General features: G+C 55.5%; 15 protein-coding genes. 9 read left to right on the forward strand and 6 right to left on the reverse strand.

The features are described from left to right. Nucleotides 1-77 precede the first annotated feature (77 nt). From traA to FIV05_RS27975, 5 genes are read left to right on the forward strand one after another with little or no spacing between them, the layout of a single operon-like run. Nucleotides 78-3455 carry a Ti-type conjugative transfer relaxase TraA gene (gene traA / locus FIV05_RS27955; RefSeq protein ID WP_152508012.1) on the forward strand — a complete coding sequence of 1126 codons (3378 nt, stop codon included), beginning with the start codon at nt 78-80 and terminating at the stop codon, nt 3453-3455. Next, entirely contained in the window at nt 3455-4009 is a 555-nt protein-coding gene (gene traF / locus FIV05_RS27960; RefSeq protein WP_077294863.1) for a conjugative transfer signal peptidase TraF, read from the forward strand. Before traA ends, traF begins: the two co-directional genes overlap by 1 nt. Before the next feature lie 34 nt (nt 4010-4043). Beyond that, a complete protein-coding gene (locus FIV05_RS27965) occupies nt 4044-5168 on the forward strand; it encodes a conjugal transfer protein TraB (RefSeq protein ID WP_062492230.1) in 1125 nt (374 codons plus the stop codon). 4 nt (nt 5169-5172) lie between these two features. Further along, on the forward strand, nt 5173-5799 hold the full coding sequence (locus FIV05_RS27970) for a TraH family protein (RefSeq protein WP_062492152.1): 627 nt from the start codon (nt 5173-5175) through the stop codon (nt 5797-5799). Next, nucleotides 5796-6164 (forward strand): thermonuclease family protein, encoded by a 369-nt coding sequence (locus FIV05_RS27975; protein ID WP_062492154.1) that lies wholly within the window; start codon nt 5796-5798, stop codon nt 6162-6164. Before FIV05_RS27970 ends, FIV05_RS27975 begins: the two co-directional genes overlap by 4 nt. Here the strand turns inward: FIV05_RS27975 and FIV05_RS27980 are convergent. The 4 genes from FIV05_RS27980 to FIV05_RS27995 form a co-directional block, all read right to left on the reverse strand. Then, complete coding sequence (locus tag FIV05_RS27980; protein ID WP_062492156.1) at nt 6161-6385, reverse strand: helix-turn-helix transcriptional regulator; 225 nt, start codon at nt 6383-6385, stop codon at nt 6161-6163. The two genes, FIV05_RS27975 and FIV05_RS27980, sit on opposite strands and share 4 nt — an antisense overlap. Before the next feature lie 314 nt (nt 6386-6699). Further along, entirely contained in the window at nt 6700-7416 is a 717-nt protein-coding gene (locus FIV05_RS27985; protein ID WP_152508014.1) for a hypothetical protein, read from the reverse strand. After that, nucleotides 7417-10269 (reverse strand): N-6 DNA methylase, encoded by a 2853-nt coding sequence (locus FIV05_RS27990; protein WP_209171745.1) that lies wholly within the window; start codon nt 10267-10269, stop codon nt 7417-7419. 27 nt (nt 10270-10296) lie between these two features. Beyond that, a complete protein-coding gene (locus tag FIV05_RS27995; protein ID WP_062492162.1) occupies nt 10297-10491 on the reverse strand; it encodes a hypothetical protein in 195 nt (64 codons plus the stop codon). A gap of 596 nt (nt 10492-11087) precedes the next feature. Here FIV05_RS27995 and FIV05_RS28000 point away from each other — a divergent pair. From FIV05_RS28000 to FIV05_RS28015, 4 genes are all read left to right on the forward strand, one after another. Then, nucleotides 11088-12050 (forward strand): radical SAM protein, encoded by a 963-nt coding sequence (locus tag FIV05_RS28000; protein WP_088665295.1) that lies wholly within the window; start codon nt 11088-11090, stop codon nt 12048-12050. Next, nucleotides 12047-12631 carry a 3'-5' exonuclease gene (locus FIV05_RS28005; protein ID WP_062492232.1) on the forward strand — a complete coding sequence of 195 codons (585 nt, stop codon included), beginning with the start codon at nt 12047-12049 and terminating at the stop codon, nt 12629-12631. The genes FIV05_RS28000 and FIV05_RS28005 overlap by 4 nt, the downstream gene beginning before the upstream one ends. Further along, on the forward strand, nt 12628-13212 hold the full coding sequence (locus tag FIV05_RS28010) for an AAA family ATPase (RefSeq protein ID WP_152508015.1): 585 nt from the start codon (nt 12628-12630) through the stop codon (nt 13210-13212). The genes FIV05_RS28005 and FIV05_RS28010 overlap by 4 nt, the downstream gene beginning before the upstream one ends. Nucleotides 13213-13276: 64 nt before the next feature. After that, nucleotides 13277-14707, forward strand: coding sequence for an HD domain-containing protein (locus tag FIV05_RS28015; protein WP_062492166.1), 1431 nt, complete (start codon nt 13277-13279; stop codon nt 14705-14707). Between the two features lie 367 nt (nt 14708-15074). Here FIV05_RS28015 and FIV05_RS28020 read toward each other — a convergent pair whose 3' ends face one another. Continuing rightward, the gene (locus FIV05_RS28020; protein WP_152508016.1) at nt 15075-15920 is read right to left on the reverse strand and encodes a DUF1194 domain-containing protein; all 846 of its coding nucleotides are present in this window, start codon (nt 15918-15920) and stop codon (nt 15075-15077) included. Between the two features lie 27 nt (nt 15921-15947). Continuing rightward, nucleotides 15948-16328 (reverse strand): YkvA family protein, encoded by a 381-nt coding sequence (locus tag FIV05_RS28025; protein ID WP_152508017.1) that lies wholly within the window; start codon nt 16326-16328, stop codon nt 15948-15950. Between the last annotated feature and the right edge of the window lie 170 nt (nt 16329-16498).

A 16498-nucleotide genomic window follows, 5' to 3' on the forward strand; every position in this document is an offset into this window, starting at 1 on the left:
CTTGGCTGTTCGCTTCGCTCGCTTCAACCCGCCACCGTTCGCCCCCATCATCGCCGCCCGCAGGTTCAGCGCCCTCCATGGCCATCTATCATTTCCATGTTCAGGTGATCTCCCGGAGCGAAGGCCGGTCGAGTGTCGCGGCGGCGGCATACCGGCATCGTACCCAGATGACGGTATCGAACGATCTGGACCACAAGAAATTCAACTACGCCCATAAGGACGGCGATCTGGTTCATGAGGAACTGGCGCTGCCGGATCAGACGCCACAGTGGTTCCGGACACTGATCGACGGGCGGAGTGTCGCCGGCGCGAGCGAGGCTCTTTGGAATGCGGTCGAGGCGCATGAGACCCGCGCCAATGCGCAGCTTGCCCGCGAGATCGTGTTCGCGCTGCCGTCGGAATTGAGCCGCGAAGAGAACGTTGCCCTCGTCCAAGGCTATGTCCGCGAAGCCTTCACATCGAGAGGCATGATTGCGGATTGGGTCTATCACGACAAAGAAAACAATCCGCATGTCCATGTCATGCTGACGATGGCTCCTTTGACGGAGGCGGGGTTCGGGTCGAAGTGGGAAACGCTTCTCGATGCGAAAGGAGAACCGGTTCGGGCGGGAGGTCAGAAGAACGGCAAGATCCAGTACAAGGCATGGGCTGGCGACAAGGAAACGCTGAAACAGTGGCGGGAGCTTTGGGCCACGCATGCAAACAAGAGTTTGGAGCAAGCCGGCCAGGAAACGCGGATCGATCACCGCAGCTATGAGGCTCAGGGGATCGAGCTTCGCCCGACATCCAAGATCGGAGTTCAGGCTCGCAACATTGCCAAAGAAGCCAAAGCCCAAGGACGTGAAGCCGATCTGGAACGAGCGGTCTGGCATGCGGAAAGTTGCCTGGAGAACGTTCGGCGTATCAAACGCCGCCCGGAAATTGTCATTGATGCGATCACACGCGAGAAGAGCGTTTTCGATGAGCGGGACATTGCAAAATACCTTCATCGCTATGTGGACGATCCGGGTAAGTTCCAGGACCTGCTGGCGCGCGTTCTGAATTCCCCGGATGTCGTGAAGCTCGCCGTCGAAGCGGTTGATCCGGAAACCTGCGAAATGGAACCGGCGAAGCTCACCAGCCGGGAGATGATGCGGCTCGAATCGGAGATGGCGCGGCGGGCCGATCACCTTGTTTCCGCTTCCTCCCATGGCGTCGATGAGCGGTCTCGCGCCGCGGTCCTTTCCAAGATCCAGCAGCTTTCCGATGAACAGCGTGTTGCGATTGAGCGCATCACGGCCGATGAGCGAATGGCGTCCGTTGTCGGCCGGGCAGGGGCGGGCAAGACCACGATGATGAAAGCCGCCCGTCAGGTCTGGGAGTCGAACGGCTATCATGTCGCCGGCGCCGCCCTGGCGGGCAAGGCGGCCGAGGGGCTGGAGAAGGAAGCTGGAATCGCATCGCGCACCCTGGCGTCCTGGCAATTGTCGTGGGCGCGGGGTGAGGGGCTTCCGGATAGAAAGACCGTGTTTGTGATTGATGAGGCGGGCATGGTCGATAGTCGGCAGATGTGCGTCTTTGTCGAGACGATCGCGAAGGCCGGAGCCAAGCTCATTCTGATCGGGGACGCGGAGCAGCTGCAGCCGATCGAAGCCGGTGCCGCGTTTCGGTCCCTGACGGGCCGAACGGGCTACGCGGAACTTGGCACGATCTACCGTCAGCGCGAACAGTGGATGCGCGATGCGTCCATGGATCTTGCACGGGGCGATGTCGCCAAAGCGATCAACGCGTATCGCGCCAACGGTCACGTTGTCAGCATGCCGCTCAAGGATCAGGTCATCAAAGGCATGATCGATGACTGGTCGGCCGACTACGATCCCTCGAAGTCGATGCTGATGCTTGCCCATCTTCGAGCTGATGTTTTTGAGCTCAACAAGTTGGCACGCGCCACGCTCATTGAACGCGGTCTGATTGAGGAAGGGCACAAGTTCCGTACCGAGGACGGCGAACGGTTCTTTGCTGCTGGCGATCAGATCGTGTTCCTGAAGAACGACCGAGACCTAAACGTCAAGAACGGCATGATCGGCCGCGTGGTCGAAGCGGGTGAGGGGCGCATTGTTGCAGAGATCGGGGCTGTTGGTGGTAGTGGGGGATCGGATCAAACCCGGCGCGTCGAGGTCAACCAGAAGACCTATCGCAATGTCGATCACGGCTATGCGACGACGATCCACAAATCTCAAGGCGCGACCGTCGACAAGGTCAAGGTTCTGGCAACGCTTTCGCTGGACCGGCATCTGACCTATGTCGCGATGACCAGGCACCGGGAAGACGTGAAGCTCTATCACGGAGCGTTGTCGTTTGCGAAGAATGGCGGCCTGGTCGAGGTTCTTTCCAAGAAAGGTGCCAAGGATACGACGCTCGATTATGCGGGCTCGGAACTCTATGCCCAGGCGCTCAGCTACGCGGGCAGTCGGGGTCTCTACGGACTTCGGGTTGCGAAGGCCATGGTGCAGAACCAGCGCCGTTGGTTTGGCGAGCAAAGGGCGAAGCTCTTGGCGCTCGGCGAGCGGCTTGCCGTGCTCGGCGCAAAGCTTGGCATTGGTTCACGCGGTCTTGCCACAAACGCACTTACCGTCCAAACAGAGCCACGCGAACAGGCGGCCCCGCTGCAGCCCTGGATCAAAGGCGTTGAGGAATGGGCACTATCCGTCACTGAGACTGTGGAGGCCAAATTGCAGTCCGATGCAACGTTGACAGCCCATTGGGTTGAAATCCAGAACCGCGCCCGTCTCGTCTATGAGCAGCCGGACGAGGCCGTAAAGTCGATGCGGATCGATGACATCGTGAAATCGAGTGGCGCTGAGCAGGTGTCCGCCCGCGATAAGCTCGCTGAAGAATTGGCGAATGCGCCCGAACAGTTCGGATCGCTACGCGGCAAGACGGGAATGCTTGCGGGCAAGTCCGCTCGCGAAGCTCGCGAGCAGGCGTTGAACAACGTTCCGCAGCTCAGCGACGATGTGAAAAACTACATCCGTCTCAGGGCCGAGATCGGAGACTTGCGCACGGTGGAGTTGGAACGGGAGCGGGATCTGTCGCGCGTCGATGTGCCGGCGCTGTCGCCGGCGGCCGATGGCGTCTTGTCGCGGATCCGCGATGCCATCGACCGCAACGACCTGAATGCGGGCCTGTCCTTCCTTCTGGCGGACAAGATGGTCGAGGCCGAGCTCGGTGAAGTCGCCGCGAAGCTGGACCAGAGGTTCGGCGAGAGAACGTTCATGGCCGGTCTCAAACCGGAGGGGCCTGCCTTTGAAAAGGCCGCCGCCCGGGTTGCCGATGAAGATCGGAGCAAGCTTGCGGATGCATGGCCGAAGTTCAACGCGCTGCAGAAAGTCGATGCAAAGAAGCGTTCCCAGGAGAAAGCTCAAGCGCAGGTGTTGAAAAAGGAACAGGTCAAAGATCAGGGCATGACCCGGTGATAGAGAAGGCGCGGCGACGGGGCAAGCGGAAAGCCTTGGCAATCCTGTCGCTGGCCGGATTAGCGATTGGCGGCATTGCCGCCGCCGGTTTTCTCGGCGGCTACCGGATCAACACCACACCGAGTTTCCCACTCGGACTTTGGCGGATCGAGGAACTGTCCAGGGAAGCTCGCCGGGGGGACACCTTGTTCATCTGTCCGCCGGCGAATTCGCCGGCGATCGAACTGGCGCGCGATCGGCTCTATCTTCCTGCAGGTTTGTGCAACGGCGGCATGGCACCGCTCATCAAAACCGTTGTGGCCTTGCCGGGACAGACCGTCACCATCGAGGGCAATCAGGTTGCCGTCGATGGCGAGCTCCTGGCGCATTCTTCCATCCAGGCGAAGGACGAGCAGGGGCGTCCATTGACCGCCTATGCCGGGGGTATCGTTCCGGCGGGCGATATCTTTGTTCATTCCGATTACGTGGCTTCTTATGATTCAAGATATTTTGGCCCCATCCCGGCGAGCGGCATTCTCGGCCTGGCGCGAGAAGTGCTCACCTTCCAGCCCTAAATTCGCGCGGGGTCTGCTTTGCGTCCTGGGAGGCATTGCGACCGGCACAATCGGCTGGTCCGGCAACGTGCTTCTGCTGCCGGCCGGAATGCTGTTTCCGGCTTTCTGGGCCTATTCTCCGTCCCGATCCGTGGCGGCGCTGGTGGCAGCGGCGCACTTCCTCGGAGCCTCACGAGGCTTGCCGCAGGGCGCGTCCATATTCTTCGGATCCCAATATGCTATCGGAATCGGCCTTTGGTTCGCAGCGTCTCTCGTCTTTGTCGCCGTCTATTCCGCGCTGTGGTCGGGCCGATCCGGTTGGCCGCGAATGCTGCGGTATCTAATCGCAAGCGTTCTGATGAGCTTGCCACCCTTCGGAATCATGGGTTGGGCCAGCCCGATCACTGCGGCCGGCGTGCTCTTTCCGGGATGGAGCTGGTTCGGACTGGCAGCGACCGCGATCCTGTTGCTCATGATGACCACAAGCCTTTGGAGGATCGCGGTCCCGATTGTCGCCGGATGTGCTGCTTGGTCCGCCGCATTCTGGACGGACCCGAACGTAATTGAGGGTTGGACCGGCATCAACACCACTTTCCGCTATGAAGGGGCTGGACAGCACGCCGGTTATGAGCAGCAGCAGGAAACAATCGCCATGGTTCGCAAGGCGGCCGGGCAGGGGGCTAAGGTAGCGGTCCTGCCCGAGAGCGCTTTAGGACTATGGACTCCGACGACGGAACGGCTCTGGACAGATGCTTTGTCGGATCTGTCAGTGACCGTGATCGGGGGCGCCGCGGCCATTCAAAAGAGCGGCTATGACACGGTGATGGTGGAGATCGCGAAGTCGGACACGCGGATCCTCTATCGCGAACGCATGCCGGTCCCGGTTTCCATGTGGCAGCCTTGGCGCCGGCTCACAGGAGACGGCGGCGGAGCCAACGCCTACATATTCTACAATCCAGTTATGCCTGTCGCGGGCTATCGCGCAGCGCCGTTGATCTGCTACGAGCAGTTGATTATCTGGCCTGTCCTGCAATCCATGGCTTTGAACGCCGATATCATCGTGGCGATCGCCAACGGCTGGTGGACCGGCGGAAGCAACATTACCGCTATTCAGCGTGCCAGCGTCACAGCCTGGGCAAAGCTGTTCGATGTTCCGCTGGTGATCGCATTCAACGAGTGAAGCCATGATAGATGCCGCCCTGATAGAACAGTGTGCCGACCCTTCCTTGACCCCTGCCATCGTTGAAGAGTTCATTGCGGCGGCAGGATCAGAAGATCCGTTGAACGTGACCGTTCGTGCCGGATCGAAGACGTTTCTGGTGCCGAAGGTCAAATCACCCGAAGAAGCGATGAAGCTGGTTCAGGATCACCTCGGCAAAGCCGTCGTGCGCGTCGGGCTCACGCAATACCCCGTTGGAATTGGCGTCACCGACAAGTCCCAGGTCACCGCGGATGTGTTCGACACCTGCAACAACATCAAAATCGGGACCGCGCTGTTCGCCCGCGTCTATCGGGTCGTGACGAAGTGGTACGGCACGCCGGTTCAAGAGGCGTTCGAAGATGCCATCGAGGCATACCAGACCGGGTATTTCGACGGTGAGTATGTGTTCACGGCAAAAGACCCAGGAGAGAGCGTTGATCTGGCTGCTCCGGACCCGGCCGCCTCAGTGGAGGGAGCGCCGGCGCCAGAGGCTGACAATGCGAGTCCGGACCCCAGGAATGAACTCCGGCAACAGCTATGGGCGCAGGATCCAAACAAGGCGGACATTGGCGTTGATCTGTCCGGAATAGGGGACTTCAACAGAGAATGACCAGCCACATCGTTGTTGCCGTGTATCTCTGTGCTGCGACATGCCAGCCACAGCAATTGCGCGTTTGGGACGGTGACAGTTTCCTGATCGGCATGAAGCACGGCTCGGAGCGTGTGCGGGTTCTCGGCCTGGATACCGCCGAGATCGACGGAAAATGTTCCTATGAAATCCAGATGGCAAAGAAGGCCAAGCGCCGGCTCGCCGAGTTGGCGAACGGACAACGCATTCAGATCCTCCGAAATGGCAAGGACAAGTATGGCCGCACCCTCGCAAGGGTCTTGGTCAACGGCAACGACGTAAGCCAAATTCTCATCAACGAGGGGCTTGCCCGGCCGTGGCACGGACATCGCGAGCCGTGGTGCTAATCTTTCGGCTTCTTGATCCGTCGAAGAAACTCCATCGGATCCACGTTGAGCGCCAATGAAATCTGATAGATTGTAATAACGGTTGGGTTCCGTTTTCCGCGTTCCAGGCTGCTCAGATATTGCTGGCTGATGCCACTGATCGCCGCAATTTCCTTTTGCGTCATATTCCGCTCATCTCTTAGGCGGGTGAGATTTTTTCCGACGAGGCGGCGCATGTCCATGCGCTTTTGATTGGCAGCTTACAAAATTAGAGTTTATCAACTTCTCTATTCGTCAAACATGGGGATTGACGGGCGACCGTATTAAGAGACTTTTGCGCCTGCGTCGCCATTATTCACGTCATCATGTCGGCTTTCCGCAAATCTGTTTATTAAATGGCCTAGTTTTCAAGTTTCGTGCGAAATGTATTTGAACAACTTCGTCACGAATATACATAGATGGCAAACGAAATGTTTTTGATATTTTCAGCCACCGCTCCTATACTTATCCGCTAGTTGATTCACGTCTATTCGATGGTGAAATTGACCCGAGACGTTCACATCTCGACCCACAAATGACGAAGCTCAATTCTGTTTAGGTTGAGTTCTCGTTCGTGTTCGGATGATAGGACGGCGATACGCAGATTGGTGTCGTGGCTGACTAGATTCAGACGATCATCAAGACTCCAACCGGAAATACCAACACGAGATAGGGCGCGAATCCAGAAATCGAGTCGGTTGATCCAAGACACTATGCCGCCCGTCTGCACATAAGCGATCATGACTGCCTGTTCGTGCGCCGCGCCGTGCAATCCCGCCTTGAAGCGCTGTACGCCACCAGTGCTGCCGTTCGCAACGCGCAAATACTCACGCTTGTCTCGGTTCTTGCCCTTTGGTGTGGGAAGTCGTTTGCATTCAATTGGAAGAAGCGTATCAAAATCGTCATGCCGGCGTCCTTCAATCCAGATGACCTCTCCCGCTGGCGCTGCAACGAGATCAATTCGGCGCGAAAGCTTCGTTTCGTCGGGCTCTTCGATGCGGAACTGGAGAACGTCCCAGCCGGGAGATTTTCGGGTGGTGCCGTTAAGGTGAGCGCAGAGTTGCGAGGTTAGTTGTGTTTCAGAATCCGCAGTTGGTCGACCACCACGATCCCGCCAGCTCGGCAATTCTTCCAGAATGAAAGTTATCAGTTGATGAAGCCAAGTCTTCGGACGATGTAGGTCGGGTGATAACCCCCCACTCTGAACATTAACTCCGTCAGAATCCGCCAGCATTCAAAATCCTTGCGCCCGAAGATCGGCCAATACGTCGTCGCTATCGCGCAATGCCACCGAACGTAGCCAGTAACGAAGACGATCCGGCTTCAGAAGGAAAATAAAATGCCCGTCATATATTCTTGCGATGCGTGTAATGGAAACCGACGTGCCCTTTTGTTCCCTTAGTAGAACATCAATCTTGTCGTGCAGCGTATCTTCGCCGTCCCAATCGATCACCCCAGTCCCAAACACGAAGGGCTGGCAGACGATTCCTGACCAGCGCCGCGGTGTCAGCGATATCAGCGGCTTTTCTTGATAAACTGTGTTGATCTGCTTGCAGAACAAACGTGCGAAGTCGTCAAGTACCTGGCAGGCATCCTCGCGTAAAAGACAAGACTCGTTGCCCTTGCGAACGAATTCTCGATACTGGTGGACGATATCCTCGGCAACAATTCGCTCATTGTCGCTGAGGTCGAGATCGCCATCCTCAGGAAATGGCAAAGCAAGCACATCAGCTCCGGCAATATTAGTCGCCTTCTGGGTGAAGAGCTTCGTGCTGATCCCAGCTGCATAGGCGCGCAACGCGATCGACTCAGTTTTGAGCCAGCGTGCAACTACCTCTAGATCGTCGCGGCCAGCCTTGGCGAATCCGACGATCTGGTTCTTAAAGGTGAGATACTCTTCAGACCAAATCGCATTTGGCAAATCTTCATGTTCGCGGACCAAGAGCATAGGCGGAGTGAAGAGTTCGGCCGAGCGAGGGCCCTCAATCGGCTTGTCTGGCACTACAGTGATTTGGCTTTTGTCGATGCCGGTCACGGAAAGAGCGGTCGAGGGCAGAAGTGGCTTGCCGATCAGGTGATCAGAGGGCCGGGATACACCCTTCTGGCCCTCAACGAACCCCTCGCGAACATGCCACCCTCGTTCAGCGGCATGCTGCTTAAGCGTACGATATTGCTTGAGCCTTTTGACGAGGCTGTAAGCGCGCGCCCCGCCCAAGAGACCCGAACGCCAAATTTCAGGTCCGGGTTCCGCGAGAACGTCACTGCGCGGTAGCCAATGCAAATCATAATAATCGATATCGAAACCTTGTTCGGCATCGGCACGACCAGCGCGACGAAAAACAGCGTGCAAGATTCTGCGGTTATTGGGTGGTTCAGCCGCATCCGCAACGACGGCGACAATTTTAGTGTCTGCGCCACCTTTGCTAAACAATCCACGAATCGACACAAAATCGAGGATTTCGCGCACATCCCAACGTGAAAAAAAGGCAGTGCGAACAGGTGCGGAGCTGGCGTTGTAGATCAGGTTATACTGTTGAAGCATGGAGAGCGTACCCCCAGGAACGAGAAGTTCCATGGCTTCATGCAAGAACAGGTACGCAATCTGCTTGTCTGCCCCAGTACCGATAGCTTCTGTGAAGCGCTGATAGCTTCGGATTGCACCTTGCGTCTTGAGGGCGGATACGAAGGGTGGATTACCAACAACGACGCCGATAGGGCCAACAATGCGTTTTTTCTCCTTTGCTTCAAAAAAGCAGGATTCTATTAGTGTACGGTCGTTTAGCTTTGGGAAAAGCTGAACACTTGCGCGGATATCTTCAGGCTCCAGCGCGTCGCATAGCGCCAGGCACAAGCTGAATGCTGCTAGCTCGATCGCGCCACCTTCGACATCAACCCCGCGAAGGCGTTCGACTAATGCGCGTAACACATGGACACCAGGTTTAGCCCAGCCGTTTCGGCTTCTCCAGTGCAGCACGAGGCGCTTGTAAGCCTCGACCAAGAAAATACCAGAGCCACATGCAGGATCGAGGATGAGTTCGTCTCGGTCGATCACCCGGTCAAGTCGTTGCCAGCTCAATGCCTCATCAAGCATGAGGCGGACAAGCGAAGGAGGTGTATAGACGGAGCTATCGGTGTCGGAAACGAATAGCTGATAGATATGGCTGATAACCTCGACGGGTAAATCGCGGAAAGAGTAGAGCGCCCAGAGGTTGAGCTGCCCTCCTGCTTCAACCCGCGCCTCTATCAGCGTGCTGAAACCTTGAAGTTCCGTGCTGTTCTCAAGTGCGGCGCGGTCCTCGTCGTGAATTCTGAAAATGTGGCCGTTGAAGCGCATTTCAAGAGATCGAAGAAGTTGTACAAGCGCAGGACCGTCCTCAAGAACATGAAAAAATCTCGTGGCACCTTCAGTAAATTGCCCGAAAAAGTCGGCTGGGAGAACGCCGCGTTCTTCCAGATAAGCAATGAGGAGTGAAAGGATAAGAAGGCGGCGTCGAAGCCCTGCGTTCAGTAGACCACTACTCTTCAGTCTAGAATGGAGGCCACTAACGGCATCGACAAGCAGGCGATGTGCCGATTTCGACGCGGATAGAAGTAGCTTGCAAGCTGCTGGATCATCCCAAAGCGTGCTGTTTCGCAGTCTTTCTGCGTCCCACCAAGCTTCTTTTGCAACTATACGTGAAGCGAGTCCCAGTGTTTTAACTGGTTTGCAGACTAGATCTCCCGAAGCCGAAATGAAATCGGCCTTGTGGGCGCATCGGAAGAGCTGCACCAGGCCTGGTATCCGCCGATAAAGGAGTGGAACGCCGCCCCAACTCCAGATTCGTTTGTGCAACTCCGCAAACGCCGGATTATTAGCAGGCCCATCATCGACGAATAAGAACGCTTGCGGTGCCCCCGGCCTGCCTTGTTTCCCCGCTTCGAAAAACACCGCGTAGGCGCCATATGAGGCGGCCTTCTCCATGGTCACAACTTCTTCGGGCGGACGGCCATCAGGCAAATATCCTGCGACCCGAACTAGACCATCAATCTGGACACTGCTGACATCCAGATGCTCAATCCAAGCCGTTTTCGCGCCGCTGACGGACATACTATATTCCGCTTTTGATCGGCTGCATCAGGACTTACGATTGTCTTTGCTGAGTTCAAATCCTTCACGAAGCAAGTCAACCATCGTCATACCCTGGGCAACGGCATAACCTTTAAATGCCTTCTTGAAGTCGGCCGGAACCTTGAAATTCAGAGTTTCGAGCTTCTCTATGGAGTGACGGCTTGTAGAATTCAGCGCGTCCTTCGTTGTGTTGATCGCCATGACCACTTTCCTCTGCTCACCGCAAGCAGAGGAACGAATAACAGAATTCTGTATGGCCAGCAATCGGGCAATACAGAATGGCTGAAACAGCAGCGGAACTCTTTGTCGCGTCTGGATGGATGTGATTAAGGCGCGTAGCGGCCCTCTTCCTCAAAGCAGTCGCACCACATGTCGCGCTAAAACGTGTCACATGACAATCTCCGTGACGATACTGTTCATGATCTACTAGTTTGCTCGCTAGCTGGTCCGTGTCTGGCGGTGAGAATATCCCGTTTGGATACATGCTTCTCTGCGTGGTCGATGCGAGGTCGCTTCGAAGGAACATCGCAGCATAGAGTGATGGTGGTTGATGTTTCCTCGCGGCTAACTTGTGTTTTCCTGTGTTGCAGTTCACTGTCCGACTGTGGGTTTGGGAGGTACACGTGACAAAAGCAGAATTCTTAAATTTGAAGTCCGTGCGCCCTGCGCCGGATGATCTACCTCGAAGCCTTCGGAATTTCATTGACTATCGAAAGTCGGGCTTAAGTCTCAATCACATCGTCGGGTGTCCTCTGGATTGTGGCTACTGCGTACGCCACTTGTTCGAGAATTTTTCGATGAAGCGACCCCACCTCATCGTCGATGACGAAATCGCCGTGCAGGAACTCATCGGCCATTGGGCGTTTCGTGCTCACACGACTCCGATTCAGATTTTCAACCGAGCTACGGACCCCTTCCTGCCTGGTGTGAAGACGCATCTTTTCAAGACCCTCGAAGCTCTGGATAGGCGAGGGCTCAGCAATCCAGTCCTGGTTATCACCCGATGGCGAATTGATCGATCAGACGTTGAGCGTCTTGAAGCTCTCAAGAACCTGCAACTGACGATCTTGGTCACCTGGTCAGGGATCCATGACGAACGTGTGGAGCCAGTACCGTCGGCGATAGCCGCAGGAAGCTTGGAAGTGCTGGCTAAATCGGCGTCTCGTGTGAAGAAGATCCTCTACTGGCGCCCGATTATCTCGGGTCTAAATGATACGATCGACCACTTCGCGTCTGCACGCCGGCTTTCTGAGTTAGCGGATGCGACGGTTTTCACGGGCCTCTTTTACCGGAAAGAAATCCAGGCCTATTTTCGAGAAGCCGGGGTGCCTGACCTTTACACGGATTTGGCCCGACGAAAGATTTTACCACGTGATACCGAAAGTCGAATTTTGGCCCATTTCGAAGGGCGCCCGATCTTCCGCAAAACGTCATGCGGGGTCGCCTTCGCCCACGGGACACCAGATTTTAATGGTCATTTCGGCATCAGCGAAATTTGTAGCATCTGTCCCGAGGGCCAACGTGAGATCTGCAGTAAGCATCACCATAAACCTGACACTGAGGCTGTTCGAAGCCTCGCTCGTAGCGTCTCGCTGGCGGACCTAAATGGAATCGAGATTTCTGATCGTCGGATCGTAGTCAGTGGCAGCACCGAAGCGCAACGCTACTTCATGCAGCATACATTAAATTTCCAAGTCCACGACCGGGCGCAGCCGCATAGGCAGCATCGGCATGGGCGTGCGGAGATCGGATGGGAATGATTTGGGAAAAGACCTGGGTCGTCGACGTGGAAGGCAACGGAGCTACCCCTCCAGAGATTGTCGAGATCGCGTTGCTGGAACTCGTTGAACTCCGTCCCACCGGCCGAGAATTTCACTGGCTGATCAAGCCTGAGCAGCCAATCGCCGCGGTCGTGACTAGGATTCACGGCCTCTCCGACGATGTCGTAGCCGGTGCGCCGAGTATCGACGACATTGCTGACGACGTCGTCACATGGACTGACGGATGTGTGATCGTCGGTCACAACGTCCGGGTAGAGCTTGATGCTATAAGCCGATCGATTCCAGGATGGCAGCCATCCGCTGCAATCGATACTTTGAAGCTCGCGCGTTCCCTCCGCCCGGGCCTTTCCTCATACAGTTTGGAAAACCTCGGCGCCGCTCTCAAGTTGACGACCGAGGCAAAGCGGCAAACAGGCTTGAAACACCATTCCGCTCAATTTGACGTTGCGCTGACGGCCTTGTTGTTCGTTGAACTTCTAGGGCCGCTCGATCGCGCCGATCGTGATCTCCGTGTACGGGAAGCCGATATACTTTTCAAATCGCAGGAGAGCTTTTTGTGAGCGCGAGGAAAGTTAAAATCGGAATAGCCGGCACACATTCGACCGGAAAGTCAACTTTCCTGGAGCAACTGGACGCTCGCCTATCGACCGAAGGGGTGACCATCGGTCGGGTAGATGACCTCGCTACGGCGGCACGGGACCGCGGCTTTCCGATCCTAACCCAGCACAATTTCGAAAGCACACTATGGATCATGGCGGAGGGCATGAGGCAGGAAGCTGAAGCTGCCTTGCACTGCGAGGTCGTTCTTGTCGATCGTCCTGTTTTTGACGCGTTAGGCTATCTTTATGCCGCCCTCGAAATTTCGGACCGGTCTCTACCTGATCGTCAGCTCAACGAACTTCGCTCGATCGCTCTTGCTCATGCGGGTGACTATGATCTGCTTGTCATGACAGAACTCGATCCTGCAATTGGACTTGGTGAAGGACGGGATGGAAATCAGGAGTTTCGGGTCGCAGCCGCTAACAAGATCCGCGCGATCGCCGACGAGGCGGCTTTCGAATCTCTCATCCTGACCTCCACGAATAGCAATGAAGTCTTGGATCAAGTTCTCAAAAGCATCCGCACGCGCTTGGCAGAATAGGCGTGGCATGTTCGCCTAATGCAGTTGGTTACTACAATTCCGGAAATATCATGTTGGGGGGAAAATGCCGGAAATTTTGAACAAGGTTATCAAGGATCCGATCCACGGGTTTATCGATTTTTATGGAGAACGCGAAAATGAGCTCAAAAACTTGCTCTCTGATCCGTTCTTCCAGCGCCTGCGTCGTGTCAAGCAACTCGGCTTTTCCGATTACGTCTTTCCCTCGGCCGCTCACTCTCGCTTCTCACATTCACTTGGCGTTTACAAAATTGCAAAACGAATGCTGATGGTTATAGAGCCCGAAGGGGCTGACGGGAAATGGTCGCCCAAGGCCGAAGCTTGCCTGGCAGCCGCGTTGCTGCATGACGTCGGCCACGGCATGTTTAGCCACGCTTTCGAGAAGGCCATGGAATTCTTTCTGGCGCGCAACTCGCTCGAAGGCGAACGCGCGGAGAGCTTCGAAGCTGCCGTCGATCATGAGTCTGTTAGCCGAAAGATTATCACCGACTCTTCGATCGGCACGGCGCTAACTAAGTTTGGTGGTTCTGAATTTCCCGGCATGGTCCGTGACATCATTAAGAAGAAGGATGAAAACTGCGTCTATACGTCCATCGTTTCAAGTCAGCTTGACGCCGACAGGCTCGATTACGCGAAAAGGGACGCCTACTTCGCCGGTGTGTCCTCTGGAGGAATCGACCTTGATTGGCTCTTACGGAATTTTAAGCCAGGTCAGAACGGTGATGCTCAATTTCTCTATGTCGATAGCAAGGCCTATATCTCGCTCGAACAGTTCACAGTCACGTTGTTCCAGCTCTATCCAACCATCTATCTGCACAAGAAGACAAGGGGTCTGGAGTTCATGTTCGCCCAGCTCTTGAGCAAGGTTTTTCAGCTGATCGACTCAAATGAGGTGACAGCCACAGGTCTTTCGGAGAACCACCCATTTATTCGATTTTTTCGTGAGCCGGACAATCTCGACCACGCGCACCTTCTCGACGATACGCTCTTTTGGGGATCCCTCCATCTATTGCGCGAAGCGACTGATCCTTCTGTTAGCGACGTCGCGACGCGACTCTCGGACCGCCGGATTTTGCCAATGGTCGATATCTGGAAGGTAGCCGACGAAGCACTTGCCGCACGCGTCGGAACCAGCAAACTGACTGCACTATCACGCGTTCAGCTGATCGAAGGAATCTGTAAGGCTGTTGCCGAGAAGCTGCAGGCAGATTCCTCAATCTGGAGCGATAGCTGCTATTACGACACGTATAATCGGCCAATCTATAAGACGAGAGGTGTCGTCGGCGGCCATCCCCAGCAGATCAATGTGAGCGTCGGAGGCAAGATCTTAGATATTGCCTCCATCTCTCCTGTCGTCGCAAGCGCCGCATCTTTCAACATCCATCGCATTTACTATGACGATAAAAAGTCCCCGAAAGTGGATAACTTGAAGAGAGCAATTAGGGAGTTGATCGAGGCAGAGCTGAAAAACTTGTAAAGCCAGGCTCGGCTGTTGAACCGCTGACAAGTTCCTCCCGAGAAATACTTTGATCGGTCAGCAGGCGTGTTTCAGGCTCTGTAGGCGATGTCTTCATTTAAAAGAATGCGCGACGTTGAATGTAACGTTATAACTGTCAAAGCTGTTTAGAAACGCGACGTCGCTAGCCCGATAGAAATGCGACAGTCAGACTTTGCCGCTCGCTGAAGCGGCCAGCCCCCGATCCGACCGGCTGGGCCGGGTTGCAAGGGAGGTGAGGGGGCGGGTGATTGAGGACCTATTCGGACTTTGTCAGCCCGAACTCGTAATGCGGGCCATCTTGAAAGATTTTGAAGGTGCATAGCATCTTGGAATGAACGATTTGAGTTCATTCGTAGAATTCTCTTTGCCCAACTCTGCAATCGGCTGAAGTCCAATCTGATGCCGAAACGGTCACTAAATGTGGTCCGGCCGAAGCGACTTCCAAAATGAGCTTGCGCTTAATCCCTGCAACGAGACCGTCCGTGTTGCGAACTGGAAAGGCGAATGCGCCAGGACCGCCAATAACACAGCTCTCAAAATAGCGCATGAGTTCCACCTCACCGGATATCTCCGACGGAGCGGGATTGAGAAGCAAAGGCAGCGCGTTGATCGTAATCCCCTCAGCGATCACGGCGTCACGAGTTGGCACGATGTATGGCCCAGTAGTATTCGGCCCGTCGCCGGAAACATCGATGACTTTGCGCATGGCCTGATAGGACGATTTCGAGAGGAGCGATGCCGAAAAAAGCAATGCTTTGGAAATGGAAGTGTCGGTTCCTCCTGTCAGCGGCTTGGCCGCAAGGTCATCTGCGAAGCGCTGCGCTGTTTCCGAATTGTCGATTATCTGCCATGGCATAGTGAGAACTTGAAAGTCGGGTCCGGCCCATTCCACATAGGCAACGGCAATCCTGCCGGTCGCTCCAAGTTGGATCGCTGTTACAAAAAGCGGGTCTTTAATCGCAGCGACATATCCCGAGCGCTGGATTTCGAGCTCTTCACGGCTCATCGAACTCGATACGTCCACCGCCAAAACCAATTGCACATCCACCGGAATTGGTTCTGATTGAGCCCTCTGTGACTGGACAGACAGGACTGCACCTAGGGCAACGGTTAATGCGGCTGTTCGCGCCTGATAGAGGCGGTGTTTTTGCTTTTCTTTTCTGGCGGCTGTTCCTCTGGCGCGGTCGGTCATAGCGATGCTCCAAGCTGTGTCTGAATGCTATGTGGAAAAGTAACCGTGCAAGAACCAAATCGTAAGAGCAAATGCCACAACCCAGCATGCGATGATAATCGCGGCAGCGATACGGCTAACCGGTCGTTCGGCGGCAGCGGCTGCTAGTTCCCGGTGCTCCGCCATGATCTCGGGTGGAATGAGCTTAATGACGAAATAAATACCGAGCGGCAGAAGCACGACATCATCCAGGTAACCAAGTACGGGTATGAAGTCGGGGATTAGGTCAATGGGGGAAAGGGCATAGCCAGCAACGACAATGGCGAGGGCCTTCGCGTACCACGGAACACGCGGATCTCGGCTCGCGCTGCAAAGAGCAGCGACGTCGCGCTTTATGATCCGTGCCCAATCGCGAAGGTTCCAGCTCATTCGGTATTCTTGCTCGCCTGTGCTTTCTGAACGAGCGCATCCATATTATTCAGATAGCTGATTATGCGTTCATCATCCATATTGCGAGTTGACCAATATCTCAACTGCGCGCCGACTGGACTAACGAGGACGATCAGGACCAGTGCAAGACTTTCGAAGCTTATTCATAG

This window comes from Labrenzia sp. THAF191a, from assembly GCF_009363335.1.
In the GTDB taxonomy this organism is placed as follows: Bacteria; Pseudomonadota; Alphaproteobacteria; order Rhizobiales; family Stappiaceae; genus Roseibium; species Roseibium algicola.